The sequence below is a fragment of the Mycobacterium sp. ITM-2016-00317 genome (assembly GCF_002968295.1).
Taxonomy (GTDB): Bacteria; Actinomycetota; Actinomycetes; order Mycobacteriales; family Mycobacteriaceae; genus Mycobacterium.
This window is the reverse complement of sequence record NZ_CP134399.1, coordinates 4,357,493-4,371,281: the sequence shown is the minus strand read 5'-3', so window position 1 is coordinate 4,371,281 and position 13,789 is coordinate 4,357,493. Positions and strand designations below refer to the sequence as shown.

The 13,789-nt window shown below is 68.5% G+C and carries 7 protein-coding genes and 1 pseudogene; 7 read left to right on the top strand and 1 reads right to left on the bottom strand.

The genetic code is table 11. The features are described from left to right. Window positions 1–228 precede the first annotated feature (228 nt). Both fdxA and dapC read left to right on the top strand, forming a co-directional pair. The gene (gene fdxA, locus C6A87_RS20770; protein WP_311113984.1) at window positions 229–552 is read left to right on the top strand and encodes a ferredoxin; all 324 of its coding nucleotides are present in this window, start codon (window positions 229–231) and stop codon (window positions 550–552) included. Beyond that, window positions 549–1,724, top strand: a complete 1,176-nt coding sequence (gene dapC / locus C6A87_RS20765) for a succinyldiaminopimelate transaminase (RefSeq protein WP_311118023.1) — start codon at window positions 549–551, stop codon at window positions 1,722–1,724. The genes fdxA and dapC overlap by 4 nt, the downstream gene beginning before the upstream one ends. 14 nt (window positions 1,725–1,738) lie before the next feature. On the opposite strand, the pseudogene C6A87_RS20760 reads toward dapC, so the two are convergent. Then, window positions 1,739–3,312 (bottom strand): annotated as a pseudogene (locus C6A87_RS20760) (PucR family transcriptional regulator). A 102-nt stretch (window positions 3,313–3,414) separates the two neighbouring features. Here C6A87_RS20760 and pruA point away from each other — a divergent pair. From pruA to C6A87_RS20735, 5 genes are all read left to right on the top strand, one after another. Next, window positions 3,415–5,043: an L-glutamate gamma-semialdehyde dehydrogenase gene (gene pruA / locus C6A87_RS20755; protein ID WP_311118022.1), complete on the top strand. Its 1,629-nt coding sequence runs from the start codon at window positions 3,415–3,417 to the stop codon at window positions 5,041–5,043. A 2-nt stretch (window positions 5,044–5,045) separates the two neighbouring features. Beyond that, window positions 5,046–6,002: a proline dehydrogenase family protein gene (locus tag C6A87_RS20750; protein WP_311113983.1), complete on the top strand. Its 957-nt coding sequence runs from the start codon at window positions 5,046–5,048 to the stop codon at window positions 6,000–6,002. A 1,162-nt stretch (window positions 6,003–7,164) separates the two neighbouring features. Beyond that, window positions 7,165–10,926, top strand: coding sequence for a PQQ-dependent sugar dehydrogenase (locus C6A87_RS20745; RefSeq protein WP_311113982.1), 3,762 nt, complete (start codon window positions 7,165–7,167; stop codon window positions 10,924–10,926). 38 nt (window positions 10,927–10,964) lie between these two features. Beyond that, window positions 10,965–12,215 (top strand): glycosyltransferase, encoded by a 1,251-nt coding sequence (locus C6A87_RS20740; RefSeq protein WP_311113981.1) that lies wholly within the window; start codon window positions 10,965–10,967, stop codon window positions 12,213–12,215. Window positions 12,216–12,307: 92 nt separating this feature from the next. Beyond that, on the top strand, window positions 12,308–13,786 hold the full coding sequence (locus C6A87_RS20735) for a glycosyltransferase family 39 protein (protein ID WP_311113980.1): 1,479 nt from the start codon (window positions 12,308–12,310) through the stop codon (window positions 13,784–13,786). Window positions 13,787–13,789 lie beyond the last annotated feature (3 nt).

Genomic DNA, 13,789 nt, shown 5'->3' with positions numbered 1-13,789 from the left:
CGGCGTGTGTCACTAGGCGCGCGGTATCTGCAACGTTTAGTATCAGTAACCACGCGCAACCCCTACCTGGTGTTGCGCGTGAAGTTAGGCCACCCGAAGTTAGGGCACACTGACCTGCGCGTCCGACACACGGCATGGATACTTGCTGAGTTGGTCACGGCATCGGCTGAGCCCTGCCTGCTAGCAGCCCACCGGACAGGTAGTTCGAGAGGACTTGAGGAGTAGTTCGTGACGTACGTCATTGCCGAGCCCTGCGTCGACGTCAAAGACAAGGCGTGCATCGAAGAGTGCCCTGTCGACTGCATCTATGAGGGCGCACGCATGCTGTACATCCATCCGGATGAGTGCGTCGACTGCGGCGCCTGCGAGCCGGTGTGCCCCGTGGAGGCCATCTACTACGAGGACGACGTCCCCGATCAGTGGAGCAGCTACACCCAGAGCAACGCAGACTTCTTCGCCGAGCTGGGTTCGCCGGGCGGCGCCTCGAAGGTCGGCCAGACCGACAACGACCCGCAGGCGGTCAAGGATCTCCCGCCGCAGGGTGAGGACTGAGTACCACGGCTCAGCGCGCACCCTCTGAGTTCACCCGGCCGCGCAAGTCGGCGTCCCTGCCGGTCTTCCCGTGGGACACGCTCGCCGAGGCGACCGCGGCTGCCCGCGCGCATGCCGGCGGGATCGTCGACCTGTCCGTCGGAACCCCGGTCGATCCGGTGGCTCCGGTCATCCGGGACGCCCTGGCCGCCGCCAGTTCGGCGCCGGGATATCCGACGACGCACGGCACTCCCGCGCTGCGCGAGGCCGCCGTGTCGGCGCTGGCGCGCCGGTACGGGATCACCGGGGTGCCGCCCGAGGCGGTCCTCCCGGCGATCGGCACCAAGGAGCTCATCGCGTGGTTGCCCACCACGCTGGGGCTCGCGGCAGGCGACGTCGTGGTCGTGCCCGAACTGGCCTACCCGACCTACGAGGTGGGTGCGCTGCTGGCCGGCGCCGCGGTGGTCCGCGCCGATTCGCTGACCCAACTGGGGCCCTCGGTGCTGGCTGGTCTTCGCGCAAGCGGCTCATCCGCCCCGGCGCTGGTCTACCTCAACTCGCCGAGTAATCCGACCGGCCGGATCCTCGGCGTCGAACACCTGCGCAAGGTCGTCGAGTGGGCGCGCGAGCGCGGCGTGCTGGTCGCCTCCGACGAGTGCTATCTCGGCTTGGGTTGGGACGACACGCCGGTCTCGGTGCTGCACCCGCAGGTCTGCGACGGCGACCACACCGGGTTGCTGGCCATCCACTCGCTGTCGAAGACGTCCTCGCTGGCCGGCTACCGGGCCGGATTCGTCGCAGGCGATCCGGCGGTGGTGGCCGAACTGCTCGCGGTGCGCAAGCACGCCGGCCTGATGGTGCCGACGCCGATCCAGGCCGCGATGGTGGCCGCGCTCGACGACGATCTCCACGAGCAGGAGCAGCGCGAGCGCTACCGGCGGCGCCGCGACGCGCTGCTGCCCGCGCTGCTGGCGGCCGGGTTCACCGTCGACCACTCCGAGGGCGGCCTCTACCTGTGGGCCACCCGCGACGAGCCGTGCCGCGACACCGTCGCATGGTTGGCGCAGCGGGGCATTCTCGTCGCGCCGGGGGAGTTCTACGGCCCGCGCGGTGCCCGGCACGTCCGGGTGGCGCTGACCGCGACCGACGAACGCATCGCCGCCGCCGTCGAGCGTCTCGGCGATCGGTCCTGACCGCGGGTACCGGCTCAGGTTTCCGTCGCGCGCAGTCCCAGCTCCAGCACCAGCCGGTCGTCGGGGTTCTCCAGTGAGGTCGACAGCAGCTTCTCGACCCGTCTGATCCGGTAGCGCACCGTGTTCGGGTGCACGTGCAGCCGCGCGGCGACCGCGGCGATGTCGCCGAAACCGTTCAGATAGGCCTGCAGTGTCGCGGCCATCAACGGATCGCCGGCCCGCAGCCTGCGTACCCGCGGGTCGACCAGATGCCGCTGCGACGCGACGTGCGAGACGATCTCGTCGAGCAGCACCGTGGTGCGCGCGTCGTCCAGCGAGGTCACCGCGTCGATTGCGCCCGGGTGCCGTTCGGCGCTGTCGAACACCTTGTCCACCTCGGCGCGCGCGTCCGCCGCATCGGCCAAACCCGCCAGCGGCGCGGTGACCGCGCGCACCTGCAGCCCGAGTTCGCGCCGCAACGACGACACCATCCCGCGCGCCCACGAACCCACCGCAGCGGCGGCTCTGAGCTCGGGGAACAGCACGTACACCCGGTCGCCCGCGGCGGCCACCTGCGCGTCAGCACGAAAAGCGCCCGCGCTCAACGCCAGGACGTCGGCCGGTACGGCGGCCCCGTGGCGGTGGAACCCCACCAGTGCGGCGCGCCCGTGCACCGGGATGCCGAGTTCGTCGGCCAGCGCCGCGACGTCCCCGACCTCTGTCCCCGCCAGCCCGAGCAGCTGCTGGATGCGGGCGGCATGCTGGGACGGCGCCGCCGCCAGCCGGGACAGGATCCGGGCCGCCAGCACCGCCCCGCCCCGCAGGATGTCCTCGGCATCGTCGGCGGGCGGCGCCGACCCCTGCTGCAGCCAGATGGTGCCGGCGAACCGTGCCGAGTGCCGCGCGTCGGCGGGCAGATGAATGCCGACCGCCAGCCGCGGCCTCAGCCCCAGCTCCGGCCGCTCGGCGACCCGGACCACGTCCGGACCGGCACGCAGGGCGTCGAAGATGCCCCACTGCCCGATCCATTGGAGATGCTCGGGCGGGCCTGCCGGCCCAGGATCGTCAGCCGGCGCAGTTCGTCGGCCTCGTCGCTGGCGGAGTAGGCCAGCATGCGGCTGTCGGCGTCCTCGATGCAGATCATGCCGCGGGTGCGGTCGGCGATGGACTGGGCAAGACCGAACAGGTCGGTGCCCGAGCGCCGTTGCGGGTCGCTGCGGTCCCCGTGGTGCTCGATGGCGTGGTTGACCAGGCGGTACAGGTGTTCCCAGCGGGCGCGCGGGTCGACGGTGACGACCGCGGTGCCGAGTGCCACCGCGCGGGCGACGGCCTGCGGGGTCGGTTCCTTGACGAAGACCGCGACGGGCCGGTCGGCGTGGTGTTCCACCCACCCCAGCGCCGCGGCGTCGGATCCGCCCAGCAGGAAGAGCAGATCGGCCGAACCGGGCCCGAGAGACAGGCCGAGCCGCACGTCGTCGGCGTCGACGAGGGCGACCGAGGTCACCGGCAAATCCAGCCCGCGGGGTGCCTCGACGAGCGTGACCATGGTCCGGTCCAGCGCGAGGAGCAGTTGGCCGAGGCCGAGGCCGAGACCGGGAGTGGAGGCCATCGTGGGTCCTTTGTCCGATTGCCTCAACAAGTCTGCCATCGGTTGTCCGATCAGACATCGCCAACGGAGGTCCGACGCGACGATCCTCGGTGCATGACCGCGATCACCGCGATAACCGACGTGCCGCTGCCGGCCAACGAGCCGGTGCACGACTACGCCCCCGGCTCCCCGGAACGCCACCGGCTGGAGGATGCACTGGCCGCGCTGGCCGCCGACCCGATCGACCTGCCGCATGTCATCGGCGGGACCCACCGGATGGGTGCCGGCGACACCATGGAAGTGGTCCAGCCGCACCGGCATTCGGCGCGCCTGGGTGTCCTGACCAACGCCGGGCATGCGGACGCCGCCGCCGCGGTGGACGCCGCGGTCACCGCCAAGCCGGGCTGGGAGGCCACCCCGTTCGACGAACGCGCCGCGGTGTTCCTGCGCGCGGCCGACCTGCTGTCGGGTCCGTGGCGGGAACGCATGGCAGCCGCCACGATGCTGGGGCAGTCCAAGACCGCCTACCAGGCCGAGATCGACGCGCCGTGCGAACTGGTGGACTTCTGGCGGTTCAACGTGGCGTTCGCCCGCCAGCTGCTGGCCCAGCAGCCGACCAGCTCGAAAGGGGTGTGGAACCGCACCGACTACCGGCCGCTGGAGGGTTTCGTCTACGCCATCACCCCGTTCAACTTCACCGCGATCGCCGGGAATCTGCCCACGGCGCCAGCGCTGATGGGCAACACGGTGGTGTGGAAGCCCTCGCCCACGCAGATGTTCGCGGCCTACCTGACCATGCAGCTGCTGGAGGCGGCGGGCCTGCCGCCGGGGGTGATCAATCTGCTGGGCGGTGATGGGAAGGCCGTCTCGGAGGTGCTGCTGGCCGACCGCAGACTGGCCGGCATCCACTTCACCGGGTCGACCGCGACGTTCCAGCACCTGTGGCGGGAGGTGGGCACCCACATCGACCGCTACGACACCTATCCCCGGCTGGTCGGCGAGACCGGCGGCAAGGACTTCGTCGTCGCGCATCCCTCCGCGCAGCCGGATGTGCTGCGCACGGCGCTGATCCGGGGTGCGTTCGACTACCAGGGGCAGAAGTGTTCGGCCGCCTCGCGCGCCTACGTCCCGCGGTCGGTGTGGCAGAAGATGGGCGAGGACTTCCTCGACGCCACCGAGGCCCTGCGCTACGGCGACGTCACCGACCTGGCCAACTTCGGCGGCGCGCTGATCGACGAGCGCGCGTTCGCCAAGAACGTCACCGCGATCGAACGGGCCAAGGGTGCCGCCGGGGTGACCATCGCGGTCGGCGGTGAATACGACGACAGCGAAGGCTATTTCGTGCAGCCCACGGTCATGCTGTCCGACGACCCCACAGACGAGGCGTTCAGCACCGAGTACTTCGGCCCGCTGCTGGCCGTGCACGTCTACCCCGACGGCGACTACGAGCGCATCCTCGACGTCGTGGATCGCACCGCCCGCTACGCGCTGACGGGCGCGGTGATCGCCGACGACCGCTCCGCGGTGCTGACCGCCCAACAGCGGTTGCGGCACGCGGCGGGCAACTTCTATGTCAACGACAAACCGACCGGTGCGGTGGTCGGGCAACAACCGTTCGGCGGCTCGCGGGCCTCCGGCACCAACGATAAGGCCGGTTCGCCGATGAACCTGCTGCGGTGGACCTCGGCGCGCTCGATCAAGGAGACGTTCGTGCCGTCGACCCGGCACGCCTATCCCCACATGGAGGTGTAGCCGTGGGCGTCTTCGGCACGGTCGCGCGTCCGGTGATCCTGGCGGCGGCCCGACGTGACGGACTGCGCCGCGCCGCCGAGCGGATCCCGGTGACGCGGGAGGTGGTTCGTCGCTTCGTGCCGGGGGAGACCATCGACGACGCGATGACGTCGGTCACCCAGCTGCGCGATTCACACCGCATGGTGTCCATCGACCACCTCGGTGAAGACGTCACCGACGCCGACGCGGCCGCGGCGACCGTCACCGCGTACCACGCGCTGATCGACGCACTCGCGGTCCGCGGTGAGACCGCTGCGGACGTGGCGCCGACCGAGGTGTCGCTGAAGCTTTCGGCGCTGGGGCAGGCCTTGCCCCGGGACGGCGAGAAGATCGCGCTGGAGAACGCACGCGCGATCTGCGAACGGGCGCTGGCCGCCGGCGTGTGGGTGACCGTCGACGCCGAGGACCACACCACCACCGATTCGACGTTGTCCATCGTGCGTGACCTGCGGGTGGACTACGACTGGGTGGGCACCGTGCTGCAGGCCTACCTGAGACGCTCGCGGGCGGACTGCGCGGAGTTCGCAGCGGCCGGCGGTGCGCGAATCCGCTTGTGCAAGGGCGCCTATGACGAGCCGGCCTCGGTCGCCTTCCGGGACCGTGACGAGGTCACCGACTCGTACCTGCAGTGTCTGCGGATCCTGATGGCGGGCAACGGCTACCCGATGGTGGCCTCACACGACCCCGAGATCGTCGACGCTGTGCCCGCGTTGGCACGCGAATACCGCCGTGGGGCCGATGCTTTCGAATACCAGATGCTCTACGGCATCCGCGACGCCGAGCAGCGGCGGCTGGCCGGGCAGGGCAGCCACGTCCGCGTCTACGTGCCGTTCGGCACCCAGTGGTACGGCTACCTGGTGCGCAGGTTGGCCGAGCGTCCCGCGAATCTCGGGTTCTTCCTGCGCGCACTGGTGGACTGAGGAGCGTTGAGCTGCCGCCGACTTCGTCGACGGGGCCCTTACAATCCCTGGTACAGAGCCGATGTCGAGGCACCGGTAACAGCACCGAAACAACTCGGCGTTGCTGGAGCCGCATCCTAGGTCTCATGATTGCGTGACCGACGCTCCGGCTGATCTCGGGATTGTGTTAGCGGCTGGTAAACGCGCCATAGCCGAATGTCACAGTGGCACTTGAATGTCAGCCCGTTGACTTGGTTGTATCTCTGAATGTCACCTATGGCACCGTCGGACGTCTGAGTTCGCTGATCCCCGCGATATACATGCGCACGCAACGGTGCATGTTTGGAACTGTCGCAGGCGATAGATTTGCTATAACTTCCATGCCATAGTTCCTGCAGAGCGCAGCCGACGGGGGTCGCTGTTGGCTCCAGGGGGATTCATGAGTCCATGCCACTCGCGAAACCGCGTCCGTCGCGGGACCGCGCAGCACGTGGGACACATCGGGGCACTGGCCGTGGCGCTCGGCGTCGGTGGAATGTTCGGGTCCGGCCTTGCGTGGGCCGACGAGACCGAAACATCCTCTGCGAGTGCGGAATCCGGCTCTGTGTCGGGTTCGGCGGCTACTGCAGGCGGGGGTACCGGGACAGATCCGGGGGCGACGCCATCGGGTGGCAACGATGCGACCGAGACGGACGACGACGGGTCGGCAGCGGATGTGCCGGACGGCTCGGGTAATCCGGACGGCTCGGGAGATCCAGCCGACGAGGAACCCCCGGTGGCGGAGAGTCCGCCCGATGCCGTTGAGGCAGAGGGGGATCCACTCGACACTCCGGAAGAACCCGGCCCAGCGGGGGTGGAGACCGAAGGGCCCGCGCCGGTGGGAGACGTCGTCATCCCCGAATCCGCCACACCGCCGGTACCTTCGGGCTCGGGCCATCAGGATGCGCAGCCGGATCCTCGATCGGCCGGCGCCGGTCTCCAGCTCGGCCGCGGCGACGGGAGCGGGCAGGTAGCCGGTGGGCGTGACGAAATGCTCAGCACGGCAACGGTTATCGATGACGAAGCGAGCGCCGCAGCCTCATTGCCTGCCGCGTTCACGGCCCGGCCCGCGACGTCGGCGACAGGAACGAGTGCGATCGCCGGCTCGTCCGCTGTGCCGCCTCAGCCGCCGAAAGCCGCCCGAGTGCACCCGTTGATCACGATGGTCGCGACCGTGCTCGACTCCGTGCTGGCGCCGCTGCTCGATGACAACGGGCCCATCACGCAGACGAACACGCCGTTGCTGTGGACCGTCTTGGCCTGGGTCAGAAGGCAACTCGAACCCTATGTCGCCCAACGTCCGCGGCCTCCCGTCGCAGAGGTGGTAGCCGGCCCGCCCGTGGCGGGGCGCGCGGACATCCCCGGGGTTCACGACCCGATCGACGATCCGGACGCCGTACGGCACGGGCTGCCCGAGCACCTCGAGCGCCAGGTGCTCATCGACGGTCTGGTGCAACCCACGGACTTCCGCTTCCTGCCCAACGGGGACATCCTGGTCGCCGAGAAGGGCGGCGCCATCAAGCTGTTTCACGACGGACACGTGCACGCCGAACCGGTGATCACGCTCGTCACGCTGCCCACGGACACCGACGAGGAGCGGGGTCTGCTCGGCATCGAACTCGATCCCGATTTCGACGACAACGGCTACCTCTACGTCTCGTACACCACCGCCCAGAACTTCGACCGGCTCTCCCGGCTCACCGTCACCGGACACACCGCCGACCCGGCGTCCGAAGTCGTGCTGATGGAATCCGACCAACCCGGAAACATCTATCACCACGGCGGCGAGGTGCATTTCGGTCCGGACGGCAAGTTGTACTGGGCCATGGGGATGAACACCTACAACCCCAACTCGCAGAACCTGTCCAACGTCCACGGCAAGATCCTGCGACTCAATCCGGACGGCACCGCGTCCGCCGACAACCCGTTCCTCGACACTCCCGGAGCGATCCCGCAGATCTGGGCGTACGGACTGCGAAACCCGTTCCGGTTCACGTTCACCCCCGACGGACAGCTGCTCTCCGGCGACGTCGGCGGCGACGCCTGGGAGGAACTCAACATCGTCACCGGGGGCGCCAACTACGGCTGGCCGTCTGCCGAAGGCGTCTGCACCAACTGCGGATACGTCAATCCGATCTACACCTACGCGCACACCCCTGCGCCGGCGAAGGCAGGCTCGATCACCTCGGTGATGGTCTACACCGGCGACAAACTCGGCGACGAGTACCTCAACAAGGTCTTCATCGCCGACTACACGCTCGGATGGATCAAGACCCTGACGTTCGACTCCCAGTTCACCAGCTTCATCTCCGAGGAGATCTTCGACGACGACGCCGGCACCGCGGTCAAGCTCGCGCAGGGCCCCGACGGGAACATCTACCAGCTGAACATCTTCCCCGGCACGCTGTCCCGGATCGTGCCGTCCGGCGGCAACCGGGCACCGTCGGCGGTCATCACCGCCGGCAGGGACAACGGGTTGCCGCCGCTGGCCATCGATTTCTCGTCGGCCGGATCGACCGATCCGGATCCGGGCACCACGCTGACCTACGCGTGGGACTTCGGTGACGGAACCACCTCTGCCGAGGCCAATCCGACGAGGGTGTTCAGCACCAACGGCTCCTACCTCGTCACGTTGACCGTCAGCGACGGTGAGAAAACCGGCAGGGCGACCCAACGCATCGTGGTGGGCAGCACCGCGCCGACCGCGACGATCACCAGCCCCGTGCAGAACTCGCAGTACAGCGCCGGCGACGTCCTCTCGTTCACCGGTGTCGGCGCCGATGCCGAGGACGGCGTGCTTCCCGACGCCGCCTACAAGTGGACGATCCAGTTCGGTCACGCGGACCACGTGCATCCCTTCCGGGACAACATCATCGGACCCAGCGGGATGGTGGTGCTGCCGCGAAGCTCCGACAACGTCGACACCACCTTCTACCGCATCACCCTCACGGTCACCGACAGCAGCGGACTCTCCACCACCGAAACCGTGGAGATCAAACCCCGCCTGGCGCCGATGACGTTCACCGCCAGCGATCCGAACGCGGTGTACACGATCGACGGCATACCGCACCGGGGCACGTTCACCGAAATGGGTGTCGTGGGCGTCGAACGCGTGGTGGGTGCGGTGTCGCCCCAATACCTGCCCGACGGTCAGCTGGTGTTCAACAGCTGGTCGAACGGCGAAGCGGCCACCCACATCATCGTCACACCGCTGACCGGCGGTACCTACACCGTCAACTACGACAAGTTCAGCACCCCGCCGACGCCGTGGCGTGAGACCGACATCGGGCACCCGACGCTGACCGGTTACTCGTCCTACGGCGGCGGCGTGTTCACCATCCGCGGTGCGGGAGGCGACATCTGGGGTCCGACCGACGAAATGCACTACGTGTACCAGCCGTTCGACGGCGACGGGACCATCATCGCGCGGGTGACGTCGCAGACCGACACCGACGACTGGGCGAAGTCCGGGATCATCATCAAGGAGTCGGCGACCGCGGGCAGCAAGTACGTCCTGCTCGCCGTCACCCCGGAGAACGGGGTGACCTTCCAGTACGACTTCGACGGTGACGGCGGCTCGGCGGCGTACACGCTCCCGAACGCGTGGTTGAAACTCGAGCGCCAAGGCGATGTGTTCCGCGGCTACACCTCCTCGGACGGCCTGGCCTGGACGTTGGTGGGGGAGACCACGCTGGCCATGGCGGGCGGGGTGACCGGCGGTCTGGCGGTGACCTCACACAAGTACGACACGCTCAACACGACGCGGTTCGACAACGTCAGCATCGTGTCCGGCAAGCAGTGGAGGAGCACCGACGTCGGCGGGACCCGCCTGACCGGCAGTACCACCCACTCCGGCGGCACGTACACCTTGACCGGCAGCGGTGACGACATCTGGGGCGGCGCGGACCAGATGCACCTGGCGTACCAGAGCCTGCCGGGGGACGGCGTGATCGTGGCCCACGTCGCGTCGTTCACCGGTGTCACCGACGGGTGGGCCAAGGCGGGCGTGATCGTCAAACAATCGGCCGCGGCCGGTGCCCCGTACGCGCTGCTCGCCGTGACACCGGCCAACGGTGTCAACTTCCAGCACGGGTTCAATGCGAACTCCGCGGCGGCCACGACGGGCGACTGGCTCAAGCTGGTCCGTGCCGGCAACACGGTCACCGGGCTGGTGTCCGTCGACGGCCTGCTGTGGACCGAGGTCGGTTCGGCCACAGTGCCACTCGGCGATGATGCGATCATCGGGATGTTCGTGAGCGCCCACGACGGCTCCGCGCTCGCGACTGCGACATTCGACCAGGTCTCGGTGGACAAGAGCGCGACGTCGTCGGTGCCGCCCGCACCCTGGGTGACCGAGGACGTCGGGGCGCCACGGCTGGCCGGATCGGCGACCTACGCCGGTGGCACGTTCACCGTCAACGGTGCCGGCGACGACATCTGGGGTGAAGCGGACCAGTTCCACTTCGTGCACCAGAGCCTGACCGGCGACGGCGACATCGTCGCTCGGGTCGCAGCCCAGGAATCCGGGACCGACGATTGGGCCAAGAGCGGCGTGATGATCAAGCAGTCGGCGGCCGCCGGAGCGCCCTACGTGCTGGTCGCAGTCACCCCGGCCAACGGTGTGACGATGCAACACGGATTCGCCGTCGACGTCGGATCGGCGCCGCACACCCCGGGTGAAGGATGGGTCCGTCTGAGCCGCAGCGGAACTCAGCTCACCGGCTACACCTCGGCCGACGGCGTCACGTGGACCCGGCTGGGCACGGTCACCCTGGATCTCGGCGCCGACGTCGAGATAGGGCTGTTCGTCACGTCACACAACGGATCCCAGGTGAACACCTCGGTGTTCGACCACGTCGTCGTCACCGGCGCCGACGTCACCGCTCCCGCCGCCGTCGCGGTATAGCCCACGGCCCCCACAGCCCCGACGCAAGGTTGCCCACGATGACCGGTGACGCCGTGTCTCTACGCCCCATCACCCGCATCTGCCGCTTCGGCATCGTCGGTGGCGGGTGCTTCGTGGTGCAGCTAGGACTGCTGCACCTGCTCGACGGGTTCATGCACCTGTACTACGCCGACGTGGTCGCGTTCCTTGCTTCGGCTCAGGTGAACTTCGTGCTGAGCCTGCTGTTCACCTGGGGCGACCGCCGTCACGAGGAGTTGGTGCGGCTGCGGTGGCTGAAGTTCAACGCCAACGCGCTCGTGTCGGTGTTCCTGGTCAACGCCAGCGTGTTCTACCTGTTGGTCCACCTCGGTCTGCCGTACTGGGCGGCCATGCTCGCGGCCAACGTCGCCAGCTCAGTGTGGACCTTCCTCGTCAACCACCTGATCGTGTTCAAAGCCCAGCCCACCCAACCGAAGTCACTCACCACACCGGAGAAGGCCATCATGAGAACGCTGCCCGTCGATACGTCGCACTCGCCGAGTGTGGCGCTGTTCATGCCCGCCTACAACGAGGCCGCCAACCTCGGAGACGTCATCGCTCGGGCGCACCGGTTCTTCGACGAGGCCGGCATCTCCGAGCGGGCCGTCATCGTGGTCGACGACGGTTCGTCCGACGGCACCGCTGCCGTGCTGGCCGAGTTCGCCGCCAGCCAGGCGGTTTCGGTCGTCACGCACGACGGCAACCAGGGCTACGGCCGGGCCCTGCGGTCGGGCTTCGCGGCCGCGCTCGCGACGGGCTGCGAGTGGGTGGCGTTCTGTGACTCCGACGGCCAGTTCAACCCCGGTGACATGGCGCTGCTGATGGTGACCGCGTACACCCACCACGTCGATGTGGTGCTCGGGGTGCGGCTCAAGCGCGCCGACAACGTGGTACGGCGCATCGCCGGGCGCGGCTGGCACCTGATCAGCAGGATGGTGCTCAAATACGACGCCACCGACGTCGACTGCGGCTTCAAACTGCTGCACCGGAGCGCCATCGAGGCGGTCGTGCCCGAACTGCGCAGCGACTACGCGGCGATCTCACCGGAACTGCTGGCCCGGCTGCACCGCGCAGGCACCCGGTGTGTCGAAGTGCCCGTCCCGCACTACCCCCGTGCCCACGGAACCCAGTCGGGCCTGCAGCCCAAGGTCGTGCTGCGGTCGTTCCGCGATCTCTATCTCGTGCGTCGCGAACTCGCCGTGCGCGCGGTCGCACCGGTGCCCAGCGCGCTGCAGGCCTACCTGCCCGTCGCCGGTCAGGAGGCGGTGTGACCACCCTGGCGGGGACGTCCACCCCGGCACCGAAAAGCGTTGAGCCGCAACACCGCGCGCCGGTCGAGCGTAGCGACCGTACGGTGCGGTGGGTGGCGGCGGCCGCGACGGTGCTGTCGATCACCGCGTACGCCTACTTCGTCAGCAAAGGCATGGCGCTCGGGTACAAGGACTCCATCTCCCACCTCCAGATAGCGGCCAGGACGCTGAACAGCCCGACGGCCGGCTTCGCGCAGCTCGGCGGTGTGTGGCTTCCGTTGCCGCACGTCCTGATGCTGCCGCTGGTGTGGTTCACCCCGTTCTACTACAGCGGGTTCGCCGGCAGCGCGGTGAGCATGATCGCCTATGTCGTCGCGTGCGTCTACGTCTACAAGATGGCGCTCGACCTCACCCGCTCCAGGCCGGCGGCGCTGGCCGCGACCGCGGTGTTCGCTCTGAACCCCAACGTGCTCTACATGCAGTCCACGCCGATGACCGAGCTGCTGTTGTTCGCCGCGATCGTCGCGATGGCCTACTACATCCAGCGCTGGATCCAGGTCACCGACCATGAACGCAAGTACCGGTACCTGTTCGCCGCGGCCGTGGCCGCGTTCATCGCGTGTCTGACCCGCTATGAGGCGTGGCCGCTGACGCTGACGATGGGCGCGGTGGTGGCGGTGGTCACGTGGCGGCAGTACGGCAGGCACGCCGTCGCGGGCATGTCCCTGGCCTTCGGCTTCGTCGCGGGGGCGGCCATCGTGCTGTGGATGGGCTGGAACCAGCTCATCTTCGGGAACGCGCTGAACTTTCAGAACGGGCAGTACGCCAAACCCTCGCTATGGGTGGGGGAGGGGGAGCCCTCGGTGGGCCACCCCTGGGTCGCCGCGCAGACGTACTGGTACGCCGTGGTCGAGAATCTCGGGATCGCGGTGACGCTCGCGATGATCGTCGGGGCGGGCTGTCTCCTCGCACGCCGCCAACTGGACTCACTGCCGGTGCTCGGATTGTTGGTGATCGCGCCGTTCTTCGTGTTCGCGCTGACCGTGGGGCAGCGTCCGCTGCACGTGATGCAGATCAACCACGACCTCTACAACGTGCGGTTCGGATTGATGCTGGTGGTTCCCGCGGCGATCCTGGTCGGTTATCTCGTCAGCGTGCTGCCGGCGCGGTGCTGGGTCGCGGGCGCGATGGTCGCCGCGGCGTGGACGTTGATCCCGGCCGAGTCGCACGGTCCGGCAGGCGTGGTCACCGCGACCGAGGGCAGCGTCGGCTTCCCCGAGACAGCAGACACCACGAGCGCTTTCCTGGCCGAGCACTACGACGGCGGCGTGATCCTGATCGAGTCGTTCGGCAACGAGTCGATCCTGTTCAAGGCGCGGATCCCGTTGAACAACAACGTCTACGAAGGCAGCTATCAGAAGTGGGACCCGGCGCTGAGCAATCCGCCGGGCCAGCAGATCCGGTGGATCGTCACCCGATCGGGCAACGGCGCCGACCAGACGTTCACCGAGCTGCAGGCGTCTCACAAGCTGACCGCCTACCGCGAGGTGTTCCGCAACGACCTCTACATCGTCTACCAGTTCAAGGATTGAGAC